The sequence below is a fragment of the Aurantimicrobium minutum genome (assembly GCF_029892845.1).
In the GTDB taxonomy this organism is placed as follows: Bacteria; Actinomycetota; Actinomycetes; order Actinomycetales; family Microbacteriaceae; genus Aurantimicrobium; species Aurantimicrobium minutum_B.
On the sequence record NZ_JARXVT010000002.1, the window covers coordinates 140,393 to 158,121 of the forward strand.

The 17,729-nt window shown below is 56.1% G+C and carries 13 protein-coding genes; all 13 read right to left on the minus strand.

Going from position 1 to position 17,729, the window contains the following annotated elements; translation table 11 throughout:
* Positions 1–8: 8 nt before the first annotated feature.
* The 13 genes from rplW to rpoB all read right to left on the minus strand — a co-directional run bounded on the left by rplW (position 9) and on the right by rpoB (position 17,635).
* Positions 9–314 (minus strand): 50S ribosomal protein L23, encoded by a 306-nt coding sequence (rplW, locus tag M2118_RS03245; protein ID WP_280794524.1) that lies wholly within the window; start codon positions 312–314, stop codon positions 9–11.
* On the minus strand, positions 314–961 hold the full coding sequence (gene rplD, locus M2118_RS03250) for a 50S ribosomal protein L4 (RefSeq protein WP_280794525.1): 648 nt from the start codon (positions 959–961) through the stop codon (positions 314–316). Before rplD ends, rplW begins: the two co-directional genes overlap by 1 nt.
* A gap of 3 nt (positions 962–964) precedes the next feature.
* Complete coding sequence (rplC, locus tag M2118_RS03255; RefSeq protein WP_280794526.1) at positions 965–1,621, minus strand: 50S ribosomal protein L3; 657 nt, start codon at positions 1,619–1,621, stop codon at positions 965–967.
* 8 nt (positions 1,622–1,629) lie between these two features.
* Positions 1,630–1,938 carry a 30S ribosomal protein S10 gene (rpsJ, locus tag M2118_RS03260; RefSeq protein ID WP_030147986.1) on the minus strand — a complete coding sequence of 103 codons (309 nt, stop codon included), beginning with the start codon at positions 1,936–1,938 and terminating at the stop codon, positions 1,630–1,632.
* Positions 1,939–2,300: 362 nt separating this feature from the next.
* Positions 2,301–3,968, minus strand: a complete 1,668-nt coding sequence (locus tag M2118_RS03265; RefSeq protein WP_280794527.1) for a SulP family inorganic anion transporter — start codon at positions 3,966–3,968, stop codon at positions 2,301–2,303.
* 65 nt (positions 3,969–4,033) lie between these two features.
* Positions 4,034–4,939, minus strand: coding sequence for a cytochrome b/b6 domain-containing protein (locus M2118_RS03270; RefSeq protein WP_280794528.1), 906 nt, complete (start codon positions 4,937–4,939; stop codon positions 4,034–4,036).
* 66 nt (positions 4,940–5,005) lie between these two features.
* The gene (gene tuf / locus M2118_RS03275) at positions 5,006–6,199 is read right to left on the minus strand and encodes an elongation factor Tu (RefSeq protein WP_280794529.1); all 1,194 of its coding nucleotides are present in this window, start codon (positions 6,197–6,199) and stop codon (positions 5,006–5,008) included.
* 83 nt (positions 6,200–6,282) lie between these two features.
* A complete protein-coding gene (fusA, locus tag M2118_RS03280; RefSeq protein WP_280794530.1) occupies positions 6,283–8,400 on the minus strand; it encodes an elongation factor G in 2,118 nt (705 codons plus the stop codon).
* 42 nt (positions 8,401–8,442) lie between these two features.
* Complete coding sequence (gene rpsG / locus M2118_RS03285) at positions 8,443–8,913, minus strand: 30S ribosomal protein S7 (RefSeq protein ID WP_096382567.1); 471 nt, start codon at positions 8,911–8,913, stop codon at positions 8,443–8,445.
* Positions 8,913–9,287, minus strand: a complete 375-nt coding sequence (gene rpsL / locus M2118_RS03290) for a 30S ribosomal protein S12 (RefSeq protein ID WP_182485235.1) — start codon at positions 9,285–9,287, stop codon at positions 8,913–8,915. The genes rpsG and rpsL overlap by 1 nt, the downstream gene beginning before the upstream one ends.
* 216 nt (positions 9,288–9,503) lie before the next feature.
* On the minus strand, positions 9,504–10,139 hold the full coding sequence (locus tag M2118_RS03295; protein ID WP_280794531.1) for a hypothetical protein: 636 nt from the start codon (positions 10,137–10,139) through the stop codon (positions 9,504–9,506).
* An 85-nt stretch (positions 10,140–10,224) separates the two neighbouring features.
* Positions 10,225–14,100, minus strand: coding sequence for a DNA-directed RNA polymerase subunit beta' (gene rpoC / locus M2118_RS03300; protein WP_280794532.1), 3,876 nt, complete (start codon positions 14,098–14,100; stop codon positions 10,225–10,227).
* Between the two features lie 40 nt (positions 14,101–14,140).
* The gene (gene rpoB / locus M2118_RS03305; RefSeq protein WP_280794533.1) at positions 14,141–17,635 is read right to left on the minus strand and encodes a DNA-directed RNA polymerase subunit beta; all 3,495 of its coding nucleotides are present in this window, start codon (positions 17,633–17,635) and stop codon (positions 14,141–14,143) included.
* Positions 17,636–17,729: the final 94 nt, after the last annotated feature.

A 17,729-nucleotide genomic window follows, 5' to 3' on the forward strand; every position in this document is an offset into this window, starting at 1 on the left:
CGTTCCGCTTAGCCAACGGCCGTAAAGATGTCGATGGAGCCAGACTTCAGAGTGACAATGGCGCGCTTGGTGTCCTTGCGCTTGCCCTGGCCAAACTTGGTACGGCGGGTCTTGCCCTGACGGTTCAGGGTGTTGATCGAAGCAACCTCAACCGAGAAGATCTTCTCGATAGCGAGCTTGATTTCGGTCTTGTTTGAGCGAGGGTCAACGAGGAAGGTGTACTTACCCTGATCGATGAGTCCGTAGCTCTTTTCCGAAACGACCGGAGCGATGATGACATCGCGAGGGTCCTTGTTCCACACGTCGAGAGTCATTAGTTGACCTCATCCTTCTTCTTGCTGTTCACGAAGGAAGTGATTGCTTCCTGAGTGAACACGATGTCGTCAGAGACGAGCACGTCGTATGCGTTCAGCTGGTCTGAGTTCAGAACGTGAACGTTAGGCAGGTTGCGAACGCTCTTGAGCGAAAGCTCATCGTTACGGTCAAGAACGATCAGTACGTTCTTGCTCTTAGCGATGGTGTTCAAGAAGTCAGATGCAACCTTGGTCGAAGGTGCGTTCTCACCGAATGCGGTCACGGCGTGGAGACGTCCACCACGTGCGCGGTCAGAGAGAGCACCGAGCAGAGCTGCAGCAATCATCTTCTTGGGGGTGCGCTGTGCATAGCTGCGTGGGGTTGGTCCGTGGACGATTCCACCACCAGTCATGTGAGGAGCACGGATCGAACCCTGACGAGCGCGACCGGTTCCCTTCTGCTTGAAAGGCTTGCGACCTGCACCAGAAACCTCGCCGCGGCTCTTGACCTTGTGCGTACCCTGACGGGCAGCAGCAAGCTGAGCTACAACAACCTGGTGGATCAGTGGGACGTTGACGGTGACGTCAAAGAGTTCAGCAGGAAGCTCTACAGAGCCAGCCTTCTTGCCCTTGAGGTCAACGACGTCGAGAGTGGTAACGGTAGCCATGGACTACGCCCCCTTCACTGCGTTGCGAACGAATACGAGGCGGCCACGTGCACCGGGAACAGCGCCCTTGACGAGCAAGAGGCCCTTCTCTGCGTCTACTGCGTGAACCTTGAGGTTGAGCACGGTGACGCGCTCTCCACCCATACGACCGGCCATGCGCATGCCCTTGAAGACACGGCTGGGGGTCGAAGAAGCACCGATAGAACCGGGCTTACGGTGGTTACGGTGTGCACCGTGAGATGCGGAAACACCCTTGAAGTTGTGACGCTTCATAACACCGGCGAAGCCCTTACCCTTGCTCGTACCCATGACGTCGACCTTCTGGCCGGCTTCGAAGGTGGAGTCAACGGTGAGCTCCTGGCCAACGCTGTAAGAAGAAGCGTCGGGGGTGCGAACCTCAGTGACGTGACGGCGAGGCGTGACGCCTGCCTTGTCAAAGTGACCGGTCGCAGGCTTGTTTACCTTGCGAGGGTCAATAGCGCCGCCAGCGATCTGGATAGCTTCGTAGCCATCCTTCTCAACGGTGCGCAGCTGAGTAACCACGTTGGGGGTGATTTCGATAACGGTAACGGGAACAAGCTTGTTGTTCTCGTCCCATACCTGAGTCATGCCCAGCTTCTTGCCGAGCAGACCCTTAACAGTCTTAGTTGGATTTGCCATGGTGACCTCTACAGCTTGATCTCGATGTTGACATCAGCAGGAAGGTCAAGACGCATGAGCGAGTCAACAGCCTTGGGCGTGGGGTCGACGATGTCGATCAAACGCTTGTGGGTGCGCATCTCAAAGTGCTCGCGGCTGTCCTTGTACTTGTGAGGAGAACGGATTACACAAACCACGTTCTTCTCGGTAGGAAGGGGCACAGGGCCGACAACAGTTGCACCCGCACGGGTTACAGTGTCAACAATCTTGCGCGCCGAGGAGTCAATGACCTCGTGGTCATATGACTTAAGTCGAATGCGGATCTTTTGTCCCGCCATGTGACTCTCTCTTTCATTCAGAGCGTCTTACAGCCTCGGAGCTGCATTGGACGCTTCGCGTTAAAACGCTGGCACTCTACTTTTAGGTGTCGCACCACTGTTTACATGTCAATGTGCTTAGGCTCTCGTCCCGCGCGAACGCGACACAGTCTGGGTTACCCCAGGCTCAACGGAGAGCTTTGGCGATGTCCTCTACCTGCGGCCTAACGTGATCGGAATGATTCCGTCGTTATGCACTGCCAGGGTAGTGATTTCTGCACAAAGGCAGAAAATGTCGAACTTGAAGAGTCTGCCACACAATACAACCGGAGTGCAACCCGGGCGTGTCGAGGAGTTTGCCCAGCAAACACGCCACAGTTACCTCAGCTAAAGAAGGGTCTCGGCAGACCTTCCGCCGTTGCAGCATCTTCGCGTGTTATATGCGAGCGTGCGTGGGCTACCGCGAGCCCTAAATTATCAAACAAGTGGTTGGGGTGGCGCAGCTCTCCCAATACGCCCACACGGGTAATGAGCTCCCGGTGTTGCTCGGGAATCCCCTTGATAATGGCGGTTTTGCCGTCACGCTCCAGTTGCATCACGATCTCCGCCAGAATCTGCGCTCCGGTGGCATCTAAGAACTGCACGCCCGAGAGCTGAATAATCACCACGGTCACATCTGGATGGGTGGTGACTTCCTCGTGAATCTTGTCGGCCACACCAAAGTAGAGCGCACCATCAATGCGGAATAACGCAATACGCTCATCGCCCGAAGCCGAAGGCCCTGGTAATTCAACCTGGTGAACTTTGCCGCGCATGATCAGTGCACGGATAGAGAAGAGCACCGTCACCACAATGCCCACCACGACTGCCTCGATCAGATCGAGAGCAACGGTAATCACCGCGGTGGCAATAAATATCGTGGCGTCATGTTTGGTGCTGCGCAGAATCTTCCACGCTGCCTTGCTCGGCACCATGCGCACGGCCGTCACCATGAGCACTCCGGCGAGCGCAGCAAGAGGAATGCGTGAGACAGGGCCGGTGGCCAGATAAACCACACCCAGTAACACCACTGCGTGAACAATCGAGGCCATTCGGGTTTTACCACCCGAGCGCACGTTCACGGCGGTGCGGGCAATGGCACCGGTGGCAGGCATGCCACCAAAGAGTGCCGACCCGACAGAAGCCAGTCCTTGTCCCACGAGTTCACGGTCTGGGTTGAACACTCCCGTGTTCGCCATGCTGGCTGCCACGCGTGCTGAGAGCAGAGACTCAATGGCGGCAAGTGCAGCAACAGCGAAGGCTGGAACAACTAACTCCCCCAGGTTGACTCCAGCAAAGTCAGGTAGCGCGGGAAGGCCGAGGGAGCTAGGAAGCTCCCCGATTCGAACCAGTGGTGACCCGGTCAGCTCAGCGGCTACCGTAATCACGATGATGCCAATGATGGAGCCGGGAACGACGGGGATGAACTTGGGGGTGATCACCATGATCAGAGCAATAATCAGCACAGCACCTAATGACCACAGTGCCAAGTCCACATTCGCGGCCACGATGGCACTGATTCCAGAGACCACCGCATTGGTGGACTCCACGAACTCGGGAGAACCCACCGCTGCAGGAATCTGCTGCACGAAGATGATGACGGCGATACCGAGAGTGAAGCCTTCAATAACTGGCCACGGAATAAAGGACACTGAGCGTCCCAGCCGGAACAATCCCAACAGCAGCACAATGACACCGGCCATCAGGCCCACAATGATGACAGAGCCCGCACCATGGGTGGCAACAATCGGGGCCAGCACGACAACCATGGCACCGGTTGGACCGGAGACCTGCACATTAGATCCACCAAAGACGGCTGCAATAAACCCGGCAACCACAGCTGTGATGAGACCAGCCTCGGCACCCACCCCTGAGCTGACACCAAAGGCAAGAGCCAGTGGCAATGCCACGATACCGACGGTGAGGCCAGCGAGAAGGTCAGACTTCCAAGTTCTAGGTAGGGCGGAATAGTCTGCTCGGCTTGGGAGCAGTGACTTCAGCGTCGCCCACATGAAACCAAGGCTATTCCTGCCTGTCACAATTCCCTGCACATGAGCTTCCGCTCACGGGGAAGGGTTTAACCCTGGACTTTTCCAGACAAGCGAGCAATCGGCTTCAAGATGCTGGGCTTAGCCAGTAACCAGCCCACCACCATGACCACCACAGCCAGACCAAAGATGCCTGCACCCAGCCATGACGTTCCGTCATTGGCCGCAAACATCATGTTGAGGTTCCGAAGAGCACCGGTGGTGAAGACCAAGGTGACGTGAGCCACGATGAAGATGAAGAAGTAGAACAAGACCAACACATGCAGCTTGCGCGCAAGGTCTTCAGGGAAGACGCGGTGCAACCAGCCCTGCTTAGGCCAGATGGGTGACAAGCGCAGACCGGTCTTGATAGCAATGGGTGCCGCGATGAACACCGTGACGAAGTAGGCGAGAACCTGCAGGCTGTTGTAGTTCACCCAGGCGTTCTCCATGGGCCACCGCAGCGACGCATACTGCAGAGCTGCCGACGCAGCATTGGGGAAGATGTCCCAGGAGGTAGGAACGATACGCATCCACTGACCCGTGGCAAACAACAGCACCATAAAGGCAATTCCGTTGAGCACCCACAAGAAATCCAGGCACAGGTGGAACCAGTGATAGATGCCCATGCGCTGTGCAGGGCCGGTGTATTTCAGGATGCCCTCATCGTTGCGAGTCCAGAAAGCGGGGGGACGCTTCTTAGAACGAATGATCCAACCGGTGCGAATGATGAGCAACAGGAAGAACATGTTGAGGAAGTGTTGCCAGCCAAGCCAGGCAGGTAAGCCCACAGGAGCTCCCTCTGGGAGCGCGGTGGTTCCTCGATAGTACGAAATGAAGACGGCAACCTCAGGAATAGTCCTGGACCACTGAGCGATCAAGATAATCACGGTGAGCGAGATGAGGGCCACGGCACTCCAGCCGGCCACCTGTTTCCGCTTCACACTCACACCCATAAATCTAGCCGTTAACGAAGAATGCCCCGGCCATAGGCCGGGGCATTCCGATCAGTAATAGTGAAATTACTTGATGATCTTGGTTACGGTACCAGCACCTACGGTACGACCACCCTCACGGATAGCGAAGCCGAGGCCCTCTTCCATGGCGATGGGCTGAATCAGCTCAACGGTCATGTCAGTGGTGTCACCAGGCATAACCATTTCCTTGCCCTCAGGCAAGGTGATAACGCCGGTCACGTCAGTGGTACGGAAGTAGAACTGAGGACGGTAGTTTCCGAAGAATGGGTTGTGACGTCCACCCTCATCCTTGGAAAGGATGTAGGCAGTTCCTTCGAAGTTGGTGTGAGGAGTAACGGAACCAGGCTTTACGATAACCTGACCGCGCTCAACATCTTCACGCTTGGTACCGCGAAGAAGAAGACCACAGTTCTCGCCAGCCCAAGCTTCGTCGAGCTGCTTGTGGAACATCTCGATACCGGTAACGGTGGTCTTCTGAGTGGGACGAATACCAACGATTTCGATTTCAGAGTTGATCGCGAGGGTTCCACGCTCTGCACGGCCGGTAACAACGGTTCCACGACCAGTGATCGTGAAGACGTCCTCAACGGGCATGAGGAATGGCTTGTCCTTGTCGCGGATTGGGTCTGGAACAGAAGCGTCAACAGCTTCCATCAGGTCCAAGATCGACTGGGTCCACTTTGCGTCACCCTCGAGAGCCTTGAGGCCGGATACGCGAACAACAGGAGCGTTGTCGCCATCGAAGCCCTGGCTGGAGAGGAGTTCACGAACCTCGAGCTCAACGAGCTCAAGGATTTCTTCGTCGTCAACCATGTCGGACTTGTTCAGAGCAACGAGGAGGTAAGGAACACCAACCTGCTTTGCGAGCAGAACGTGCTCGCGAGTCTGAGCCATAGGACCGTCAGTAGCAGCAACCACGAGGATTGCGCCATCCATCTGAGCAGCACCGGTAATCATGTTCTTGATGTAGTCGGCGTGGCCAGGTGCGTCAACGTGTGCGTAGTGACGCTTGGGGGTCTCGTACTCAACGTGCGAGATGTTGATGGTAATACCGCGCTGACGCTCTTCAGGAGCGGAGTCGATCGACGCGAAGTCGCGCTGAACGTTGGTTGCGGATGGGTAGGTGTCAGCGAGAACCTTGGAGATCGCTGCGGTAAGAGTGGTCTTACCGTGGTCAACGTGTCCGATGGTACCGATGTTTACGTGAGGCTTGTTGCGCTCGAATTTGGCCTTAGCCACGGGGTCCTCCTAGGACATTCGAGTAGCTTCCGGTTGGAAACTACAGGGTTTGGATTATTTTACTGAACTCACAAGAGACGAGATTACTCGCCCTTGTTTTTCTGGACGATCTCGTCGGCGACAGCCTTCGGGACCTCGGCGTAGCTGTCGAAAGTCATCGAGTACACAGCGCGACCTGAGGTCTTAGACCGCAGATCACCGACGTATCCGAACATCTCCGACAGGGGGACAAGGGCGCTAACGACCTTGACACCCGTTGCATCTTCCATGGACTGAATTTGTCCACGGCGAGAGTTGAGGTCACCGATAACATCGCCCATGTACTCCTCTGGAGTACGAACTTCAACAGCCATAAGTGGCTCGAGAAGAACGGGGTCAGCCTTTCGGGCCGCCTCCTTGAAGGCCATTGAGCCTGCAAGCTTGAAGGCCATTTCCGATGAGTCAACGTCGTGGTAGGCACCATCGAGGAGGATGCCCTTGACGCCGACCATGGGGTAGCCAGCGAGAACGCCGACTGCCATGGAGGCCTGGAACCCGGCGTCTACCGATGGAATGTATTCACGAGGAATACGTCCACCAGTTACCTGGTTTGAGAATTCGTAGATCTTGTCGCCCTCTACTGCGAGAGGCTCGAGCGAGATCTGGACCTTTGCGAACTGACCTGAACCACCGGTCTGCTTCTTGTGGGTGTAGTCGTGCTTGTCTACAGTGCGACGGATGGTCTCACGGTAGGCAACCTGAGGCTTACCCACGTTGGCCTCAACATTGAACTCGCGACGCATACGGTCAACGAGGATGTCGAGGTGAAGCTCACCCATTCCGGAGATAACAGTCTGACCAGTTTCCTGGTCCTGCTCTACGCGGAAGGTGGGGTCTTCTTCAGCAAGCTTCTGGATAGCAGTACCCAGCTTCTCCTGGTCAGCCTTGGTCTTGGGCTCAATAGCAACCGAGATAACAGGCTCGGGGAAGCTCATGGACTCAAGAACAATGGGGTTTGCAGGATCGCAGAGGGTGTCACCAGTGGTGGTGTCCTTCAGACCGATCACGGCGTAGATGTGACCAGCAGACATGATGTCAACAGGGATTTCCTTGTTGGCGTGCATCTGGAAGATCTTGCCGATACGTTCCTTCTTGTCCTTAGTTGCGTTGAGCACCTGAGCACCGGACTCTGCCTTACCCGAGTAAACACGGGTGTAGGTGAGACGACCGAAGAAGGGGTGAACGGCAACCTTGAACGCGAGAGCTGCGAAAGGCTCAGAAGCATCAGGCTTACGCTCGATGACCTTTTCCTCATCACGCACGTCGTGGCCCTGAGTTGCGGCAACGTCGAGTGGGCTGGGGAGGTAGTCAACAACAGCGTCAAGCATGGGCTGAACACCACGGTTCTTGAAAGCAGAACCACAAAGCACGGGGTAGATCTCAGAAGCGATAACCATCTTGCGGATGACCTTCTTGATTTCTGCCACCGAGAAGTCGGTGTCGCCTTCCATGTAACGCTCGAGGAGCTCGTCGTCACCTTCAGCAACAGCTTCGATCAGTGCAGCGCGGTATTCGTTTGCCTTGTCGACGAGGTCCGCAGGGATCTCTTCGATGTCGTACTTGGCACCCATTTCCACGTCACCCTTTGCGTCTCCACGCCAGGTGAGTGCACGCATCTCTACCAGGTCAACAACACCTTCGAAGGTGTTCTCGAAACCGATAGGAAGCTGGATAACAAGTGGCTTAGCGCCCAGACGCTTGATGATGGTGTCTACGGTGAAGTAGAAGTCAGCACCCAGCTTGTCCATCTTGTTAACGAAGCAGATACGAGGAACGTCGTACTTGTCAGCCTGACGCCATACGGTCTCAGACTGAGGCTCAACACCTTCTTTACCATCGAACACGGCAACAGCACCGTCGAGAACGCGGAGCGAACGCTCCACCTCCACGGTGAAGTCAACGTGACCGGGGGTGTCAATGATGTTGATCTGGTTCTTGTTCCAGAAACAGGTGGTAGCAGCAGAAGTAATCGTGATACCACGCTCCTGCTCCTGTGCCATCCAGTCCATGGTTGACGCACCATCGTGAGTTTCACCGATCTTGTGGTTTACACCGGTGTAGAACAGGATTCGCTCAGTGGTAGTGGTCTTTCCAGCATCAATGTGAGCCATGATGCCGATGTTGCGGACCTTGTTTAGGTCAGTGAGGGCTTCTTGAGCCACAGGATTCCTCCGAAATAGTTAGTGAACAGGGTTTGGCTCGGACTACCAGCGGTAGTGAGCGAAGGCCTTGTTCGACTCGGCCATCTTGTGGGTGTCTTCACGACGCTTGACTGCTGCGCCAAGACCGTTCGATGCATCGAGAATCTCGTTCATGAGACGCTCGGTCATGGTCTTTTCGCGACGAGCCTTTGCGTAGCTGGTCAACCAACGCAGTGCGAGGGTGTTTGCACGGTGAGGCTTAACCTCAACGGGGACCTGGTAGGTCGAACCACCAACACGGCGAGAGCGAACCTCAAGGGTGGGGCGCACGTTGTCGAGTGCCTTCTTGAGAGTTACTACTGCATCTGCACCAGTCTTTGCGGTTACACCTTCGAGTGCACCATAAACGATGCGCTCTGCGAGACCCTTCTTGCCATCAAGAAGAATCTTGTTGACGAGCTGGGTGACAATGGGGGCGCCGTATACGGGATCGGCGACAACGGGACGCTTAGGAGCGGGACCTTTACGAGGCATTACTTCTTCTCCATCTTCGCTCCGTAGCGGCTACGAGCCTGCTTACGGTTCTTAACAGCCTGGGTGTCGAGTGCGCCACGGATGATCTTGTAGCGAACACCGGGGAGGTCCTTTACACGACCACCGCGAACGAGCACCATCGAGTGCTCCTGGAGGTTGTGACCTTCACCTGGGATGTAGGCGGTTACTTCAGTACCGTTGCTGAGCTTGACACGAGCAACCTTACGAAGAGCCGAGTTGGGCTTCTTGGGGGTGGTGGTGTACACACGGGTGCATACTCCACGCTGTTGAGGGTTCGACTTGAGGGCGGGTGCCTTGGTCTTGGTGACCTTGGGCGAACGTCCCTTACGAACCAACTGGTTAATAGTTGGCACTATTTACTCCTTGATAAAACTGCACGGTGACAGCCGCTAAACGATTTAGCTAAACATCTGCCGCGACTTCACGAGCGTGAAGTCATTTCTGACAGATATGCCGTGGGGGTTCACCACTGTTGAAAGTGGGTAGACCCTTAAGGTGTTTCTGGCACGCAAAACGCACCAAGGCAAAAGCTTATCTCAGCTACCCGGCGGGGTCAAACGGCAGTTTGCCTACTCAGCCACTTCAGGTGCATCGCGCAGCTTGCGACCCTTGACTGCGATCCAGCCACCAAACCAGATGGGGATCTCACGAGAGAGCACCACAGCGACCAAAACCACCGGGTTGAAGGCAATTCCGTGCCACATAAACTCAATGGCTTCGCTGAATGTCAGCGTCCAGGCGCGAACCGTGAGCAGACCTGCACCAATAGCGGTTGCATAGGTCAAGATGGCGACAACCAGACCCCAGAGCACGAAGGTGCGCCAGTGGCCCTTGTTGATGAGGATCGCGAGAATTACGAAGTAGAGCGTGAAGGCAATCGCCGTGAGCCAGTAAACAGGAGTGGTCAAGAAGGCAATGGTGCGGTCCTGAATAAAGACCGCAGCACTCGTTCCTTCAGAGGAGTCCCCATACATCCAGGCAGCAGCGCTATAACCCCAGGCAGCCAGGGCATAGAGAACGGCAAAGAGCACGCCGCCCAAGAGGGCAACTAGGGCACCGGTGGTGCGGTTGCTGGGCGCAGCCTCAACCGCAGGGGCATCTTCCGTGGTCTGCGAAACGTTTACCCCAGCAAAACCCAGACCTTGAGGCTCTTCCTCGGGTGCAGGCTTGAAGAACTCGGGGTGCTCGGTTGTGGGATCACTCATGATGCGCCCAGCGTATAACGACGAAAGCCCCGCCAAGTGGCGGGGCTTTCGCGAGTCACAAACTCGGTAACGAGTAAGTTCCTACTTAGTTGTAGTTACCCGAGAAGTCATCCGACGAGAAAGACTCGAAGTCGACGAAGCTCAGGTCAGCGTCGGTGAAGTCACCCTCAGCCGCGAAGATGCGGTTGGGGTAGCGTTCAGCCTTAGCTTCTTCCGTCGCCTCAACCGAGATGTTGCGGTACTTCGCAAGACCGGTTCCGGCGGGGATGAGCTTACCGATGATGACGTTCTCCTTGAGGCCAACGAGAGGATCGGACTTGCCGTCCATCGCAGCCTGGGTGAGAACACGAGTGGTCTCCTGGAAGGAGGCAGCCGACAGCCATGACTCGGTAGCCAGCGAAGCCTTGGTAATACCGAGGACTTCCTGACGAGCCGAAGCAGTCTTCTTGCCTTCTGTGAGAGCAGCGCGGTTCATCTCGGTGTAACGAGAACGATCTACGAGCTCTCCAGGAAGCAGGTCAGTGTCACCGTGCTCAACAACAGTTACCTTGCGGAGCATCTGACGAACGATGACCTCAATGTGCTTGTCGTGGATAGGTACACCCTGCGAGCGGTACACGCCCTGGACGCCACCAACGAGGTGCTGCTGTACGGCGCGAACGCCCTGTACTCGCAGAACTTCCTTGGGGTCAACGGTTCCAACCTGGAGCTGCTGACCGAGTTCAACGTGGTCACCATCAGATACGAGGAGAGTCGAACGCTTGAGCACGGGGTAGATAACAGCCTCGTCACCATTGTCTGGTGTGAGGATTACCTTACGGCTCTTGTCGGTCTCTTCGATGGTGATGCGACCAGCAGTCTCAGCGATAGGCGATGCACCCTTAGGGGTACGTGCTTCGAAGAGCTCCTGAACACGAGGCAGACCCTGTGTGATGTCATCAGCCGATGCGGATCCACCAGTGTGGAAGGTACGCATGGTGAGCTGAGTACCAGGTTCACCAATCGACTGTGCAGCGATGATACCGACGGCTTCACCGATGTCGACGAGCTTGCCGGTAGCAAGTGAACGGCCGTAGCAGGCAGCACATACACCGGTTGCAGACTCACAGGTCAGGACCGAACGGACCTTGACCTCGTTGATGCCGGCAGCGATGAGAGTGTCGATCAGAACGTCACCTGCGTCGTCGCCAGCCTTGGCGATGACGGTGCCCTTTGCGTCGACTGCGTCAGCAGCGAGGCTACGTGCGTAGATGGAGTTCTCCACGTTGGCGTCACGAACGAGCTCACCGGCTGCGTTAGCGGCAGCGATAGGCAGGTCGAGACCCTTAGTGGTGCCACAGTCCTCTTCGCGGATGATGACATCCTGCGATACGTCGACGAGACGACGAGTGAGGTAACCGGAGTCTGCAGTACGCAGAGCGGTGTCAGCCAGACCCTTACGAGCACCGTGGGTCGCGATGAAGTACTCCACAACGGAGAGACCTTCACGGTACGACGAGATGATCGGACGAGGGATAATTTCACCCTTAGGGTTGTTCACCAGACCACGCATACCCGCAATGTTGCGGACCTGCAGCCAGTTACCACGTGCACCAGAGGTGACCATGCGGTTAATGGTGTTGTTTGCAGGGAAGTTCTTCTGCATAGCTTCAGCAACTTCAGCAGTAGCGTCGGTCCAGATCTTGATCAGTTCCTGACGACGTTCGTTGTCAGTGATCATGCCCTTCTCGAACTCAGACTGAACCTTCGCAGCCAACTTCTCGTAACCAGCAACGATTTCGCGCTTGTTAGGAGGAGTCAGAACATCGGAGAGTGCAACGGTGACACCCGAGCGAGTAGCCCAGTGGAAACCAGCATCCTTGATGTTGTCAAGGGTGGCAGCAACCGTGGTCTTGGGGTAGCGCTCAGCAAGGTCGTTGACGATGCCGGAGATGGTGCCCTTGTCAGCAACCTTCTGGATGTAGGGGTAGTCAGCGGGCAGAGCCTCGTTGAACAGTGCCTGACCCAGAGTGGTGTTGACGATAACAGGACCGTCTACGTAACCCTCAGGTGCTTCACCCTCACCGAAGACAACATCATTCAGACGAATGCGTGCCATGGCGTTGAGGTCCAGCGAGTGCTGGTCGTGAGCGAGGATTGCCTCAGAAACGGAAGAGAATGCGCGACCTTCACCGGTAGCACCTTCCTTCACGGTGGTGAGGTGGTGCAGACCAATGATCATGTCCTGCGTAGGCAGGGTCACGGGGCGACCATCCGAAGGCTTGAGGATGTTGTTCGAAGCAAGCATCAAGATGCGAGCTTCGGCCTGAGCCTCAACCGAGAGTGGAAGGTGAACAGCCATCTGGTCACCGTCGAAGTCAGCGTTGAACGCAGCACAGACGAGAGGGTGAAGCTGAATAGCCTTACCTTCAATGAGCTGAGGTTCGAATGCCTGAATACCGAGGCGGTGAAGAGTTGGTGCGCGGTTCAGCAGAACTGGACGCTCGCGGATGATCTCTTCGAGAACATCCCACACCTGGGGACGGCTACGCTCAACCATGCGCTTTGCGCTCTTGATGTTCTGAGCGTGGCTCAGGTCGATCAGACGCTTGATTACGAATGGCTTGAACAGCTCGAGTGCCATCTGCTTAGGCAGACCACACTGGTGCAGCTTGAGCTGAGGACCCACGATGATGACCGAACGGCCCGAGTAGTCCACGCGCTTTCCGAGCAGGTTCTGACGGAAACGACCCTGCTTACCCTTGAGCATGTCTGACAGCGACTTGAGCGCACGGTTACCGGTACCGGTAACGGGGCGACCACGACGACCGTTGTCGAACAGTGCGTCAACAGCTTCCTGAAGCATGCGCTTCTCGTTGTTCACGATGATCTCGGGAGCACCAAGGTCAAGGAGGCGACGGAGACGGTTGTTGCGGTTGATCACACGACGGTACAGGTCGTTGAGGTCAGAGGTCGCAAAGCGTCCACCGTCCAGCTGAACCATGGGGCGCAGCTCTGGTGGGATAACGGGAACAACATCGAGAACCATCGCTGCAGGCGAGGTGCCGGTGTTGAGGAAGGAGGAAACAACCTTGAGGCGCTTGATCGCACGGATCTTCTTTGCACCCTTGCCCTCGGTGATCTCGAGGCGAAGCGATTCAGCTTCTCCTGCGAGGTCGAAGGTTTCGAGGCGCTTCTTGATTGCTTCTGCACCCATGAATGCTTCGAAGTACAGGCCGTAGCGGTCTACCAGCTCGTTGAAGACAGCGTCTTCAGGCTTGAGGTCGCCGACCTTGAGGTTGCGGAAGTCATCCCAGACGCGCTCGAGGCGAGCGATTTCTTCGTCGATGGACTTACGGATCTGAGACATTTCCTTCTCAGCTACGTCCTTCGCACGACGCTTCTGGTCTGCCTTAGCGCCTTCTGCTTCGAGAGCAGCAAGGTCGTTCTCGAGACGCTGCATGCGGTCAGCAATGCGAGAGTCGCGCTGGTCACCCAGGGTCTTGAGCTCGAGACGAAGCTCGTTCTCCAGACCTGGCATGTCAGAGTGACGACCCTCTTCGTCTACGTCGATAACCATGTAGGCAGCGAAGTAGATGACCTTCTCGAGGTCCTTGGGAGCCATGTCCAGCAGGTAACCCAAGCGGCTAGGAACGCCCTTGAAGTACCAGATGTGAGTAACGGGAGCGGCCAACTCAATGTGACCCATGCGCTCACGGCGCACGGATGACTTGGTGACCTCTACGCCACAGCGCTCACACACGATGCCCTTAAAGCGGACACGCTTGTACTTGCCACAGGAGCATTCCCAGTCGCGAGAAGGTCCGAAGATCTGCTCACCAAAGAGGCCGTCCTTCTCAGGCTTGAGGGTACGGTAGTTGATTGTTTCGGGCTTCTTGACCTCACCAAACGACCAACGACGAATGTCGTCAGCAGTGGCCAGACCGATACGAAGCTTGTCAAAAGCGGTTGCGTCGAGCAATTTAACTCTTTTCTTAGATTCTTAAGTGTCTGACTGGCGTTTAGATCTCGTCGATAGACGAAGACTCGAAACGGGTTGAGATGTTGATACCGAGCTCTTCAGCTGCGCGGTATGCCTCATCGTCGTTGTCGCGGAGGCTGACGACATCGCCAGCTTCGTTGAGAACTTCAACGTTGAGACCGAGGGACTGCATTTCCTTCATGAGAACGCGGAACGACTCGGGGATACCGGGTTCCTGGATGTTCTCGCCCTTGACGATGGCTTCGTAAACCTTGACGCGGCCCACGATGTCGTCGGACTTGATGGTGAGGAGTTCCTGGAGTGCGTAAGCGGCACCATAAGCTTCCAGTGCCCACACCTCCATCTCACCGAATCGCTGTCCACCGAACTGTGCCTTACCACCAAGAGGCTGCTGCGTGATCATCGAGTAAGGACCCGTTGAACGTGCGTGAATCTTGTCATCGACAAGGTGGTGCAGCTTCAGGATGTACATGTAACCAACCGAGATGGGCTCAGGGAATGGTTCACCCGAACGGCCATCGAAGAGGTTTGCCTTACCGGAAGAGCCGATGAGGCGGTCACCGTCACGAGTAGGAATCGTGGAGTCAAGCAGACCCGCGATTTCGTCCTCGAGAGCGCCGTCGAATACAGGAGTAGCAACCTTGGTGCCAGGGGCAGCCTCGTGTGCTTCTGCAGGAAGGTGTGCTGCCCACTCAGGTGAGCCGTCAACCTTCCAACCCTGCTTCGCAATCCAACCAAGGTGGGTCTCAAGGACCTGACCGAAGTTCATACGACCGGGGATACCGAGCGGGTTGAGAACCACGTCAACGGGGGTACCGTCTTCGAGGAATGGCATGTCTTCAACAGGGAGAATCTTGGCGATAACACCCTTGTTTCCGTGACGTCCAGCGAGCTTGTCACCTTCGGTGATCTTACGCTTCTGGGCGATGTAGACAACAACGCGCTGGTTGACGCCCGAGCCGAGCTCGTCTTCGTCGTTCACTGCGTCGAATACCTTCACACCAATGATGGTTCCGGACTCACCGTGAGGAACCTTCAGCGAGGTGTCGCGAACTTCGCGGCTCTTCTCGTTGAAGATGGCGCGGAGCAGACGCTCTTCGGCAGAAAGCTCGGTCTCACCCTTAGGAGTGACCTTACCGACGAGGATGTCGCCGGGGCGAACCTCTGCACCGATGCGAATGATGCCGCGCTCATCGAGGTTAGCGATGAGTTCAGGGGACACGTTGGGGAGGTCGCGAGTGATCTCTTCCTTACCCAGCTTGGTGTCTCGTGCATCAACGTCATATTCCTCGATGTGAATCGAAGAAAGGACGTCGTCCTGCACGAGACGCTGCGACAGGATGATCGCGTCCTCGAAGTTGTGACCTTCCCACGGCATGAATGCCACGAGGAGGTTCTTACCCAGAGCCAGTTCACCGTTCTCGGTGGCAGGACCATCAGCGATGACCTGGCCAACCTCAACACGCTCACCAGCGGTCACGATGACACGGTGGTTGTAGCTGGTTCCCTGGTTCGAACGGTCGAACTTACGGAGGAAGTAATCCTCGGTTCCACCTTCGTCGAGCTGAACGGTGACGACATCAGCCGAAACCTCAGAAACGACACCGGCCTTGTTGGTGAGGATAACGTCACCAGCATCGATAGCGGCGAAGTTTTCCATACCGGTACCAACCAGTGGGCTTTCGCTGCGCAGCAGTGGCACAGCCTGACGCTGCATGTTGGCACCCATGAGTGCGCGGTTAGCATCGTCGTGCTCGAGGAATGGAATCAGCGAAGTACCGACAGAAACCATCTGGCGAGGAGAAACGTCCATGTAGTCCACCTCAGCGGCAGGAACGAGTTCAACCTCTCCACCCTTACGACGGACGAGCACGCGCTCTTCAGCGAAGTGGCTGTCCTTGGTAAGAGGTGCGTTGGCCTGTGCAACAACGAAGTCATCTTCTTCCGAAGCGGTGAGGTAATCGATGTTCTCGGTTACCTTGCCCTTGACGACGCGGCGGTACGGGGTCTCAATGAAACCAAAGGCGTTGATACGCGCGAACGATGCGAGCGAACCAATCAGACCAATGTTGGGACCTTCAGGAGTTTCAATGGGGCACATACGTCCGTAGTGGGACGAGTGAACGTCACGAACCTCAACACCTGCACGCTCACGCGACAGACCACCGGGGCCCAGCGCCGAAAGACGACGCTTGTGGGTCAGGCCGGCGAGAGGGTTGTTCTGGTCCATGAACTGTGACAGCTGAGAAGTACCGAAGAACTCCTTGATAGCTGCGACAACGGGACGCACGTTGATCAGGGTCTGAGGGGTAATTGCCTCAATGTCCTGAGTGGTCATACGCTCGCGAACGACGCGCTCCATACGGGAAAGACCGGTACGAACCTGGTTCTGGATGAGCTCACCCACGGCACGGATACGACGGTTACCGAAGTGGTCGATGTCGTCTACGTCGAGACGAATCTCTGCCTTCTTGCCTTCGCGAAGACCGGTGAAGGTCTTCTCGTCGTTGTGCAGTGCGACCAAGTACTTGATGGTTGCGATGATGTCTGCAACAGAAAGTACGGAGTCAGTCAGCGGAGCTTCAAGACCGAGCTTGCGGTTGATCTTGTAACGACCAACCTTGGCCAGGTCGTAACGCTTGTGGCTGAAGAAGAAGTTGTCGAGAAGTGCACGTGCAGCCTCAGCAGCAACCTGCTCTCCTGGACGGAGCTTGCGGTAGATGTCGCGGAGCGCATCTTCCTTGGTGAGGATGGTGTCCTTTTCCAAGGTCTGCAGGATGGAGTCGTAACCAGCGAACTCGGTTGCGATCTCTTCGCTGGTCATACCCAGCGCCTTGAGGAAGATGGTGACGGACTGCTTGCGCTTACGGTCAATACGAACACCAACAGCGTCACGCTTGTCGATTTCGAATTCGAGCCAAGCACCACGGCTTGGGATGATGCGTGCGGAGTAGACGTCCTTGTCAGAGGTCTTTTCCTGCTCGCGGTCGAAGTACACTCCAGGTGAACGAACCAGCTGAGAAACAACAACACGCTCGGTGCCGTTGATGATGAAGGTTCCCTTGGGGGTCATCAGTGGGAAGTCACCCATGAACACGGTCTGGGTCTTGATTTCACCCGTGACGTGGTTCATGAACTCTGCCTCGACGTAGAGAGGAGCAGCGTAGGTCTTGCCACGCTCCTTGCACTCGAAGATCGAGTACTTCTCAGGCTCGAGATAAGGGTTAGTGAAGGACAGCTGCATGGTCTCATCGAGGTTCTCGATGGGAGAGATCTCTTCAAAGATCTCTTCTAGACCAGTACGCGAAGGGAGGTCCTGACGGCCTTCCTTCTTCGCCTCTGCCAAACGCTTCTGCCAGTGCTCGTTACCGACGAGCCAGTCAAAGCTCTCGGTTTGAAGTGCCAGCAGATCGGGGACAGTGAGCGTGTCTGTGATCTTCGCGAACGACAGGCGCGATGCGGTACGGCCGTTCTTAATGGACTTGGTGTCTTTTGCGTTGCGCGCAGCAGCCAAGGAAATAACCTCCGTGGGTCCCGTCGGACCATCATGGTTTCGGTTGGTGTGGGATGTTTTGCGAACTCGAAAATCCCGCTAAAGTGGGGCAACC

Bases quoted from the DNA above. Each gene is read 5' to 3' on its own strand.
- rplW (WP_280794524.1), bottom strand. From the start codon at position 314: ATGACTCTCGACGTGTGGAACAAGGACCCTCGCGATGTCATCATCGCT.
- rplD (WP_280794525.1), bottom strand. From the start codon at position 961: ATGGCTACCGTTACCACTCTCGACGTCGTTGACCTCAAGGGCAAGAAG.
- rplC (WP_280794526.1), bottom strand. From the start codon at position 1,621: ATGGCAAATCCAACTAAGACTGTTAAGGGTCTGCTCGGCAAGAAGCTG.
- rpsJ (WP_030147986.1), bottom strand. From the start codon at position 1,938: ATGGCGGGACAAAAGATCCGCATTCGACTTAAGTCATATGACCACGAG.
- M2118_RS03265 (WP_280794527.1), bottom strand. From the start codon at position 3,968: ATGTGGGCGACGCTGAAGTCACTGCTCCCAAGCCGAGCAGACTATTCC.
- M2118_RS03270 (WP_280794528.1), bottom strand. From the start codon at position 4,939: ATGGGTGTGAGTGTGAAGCGGAAACAGGTGGCCGGCTGGAGTGCCGTG.
- rpsG (WP_096382567.1), bottom strand. From the start codon at position 8,913: ATGCCTCGTAAAGGTCCCGCTCCTAAGCGTCCCGTTGTCGCCGATCCC.
- M2118_RS03295 (WP_280794531.1), bottom strand. From the start codon at position 10,139: ATGAGTGATCCCACAACCGAGCACCCCGAGTTCTTCAAGCCTGCACCC.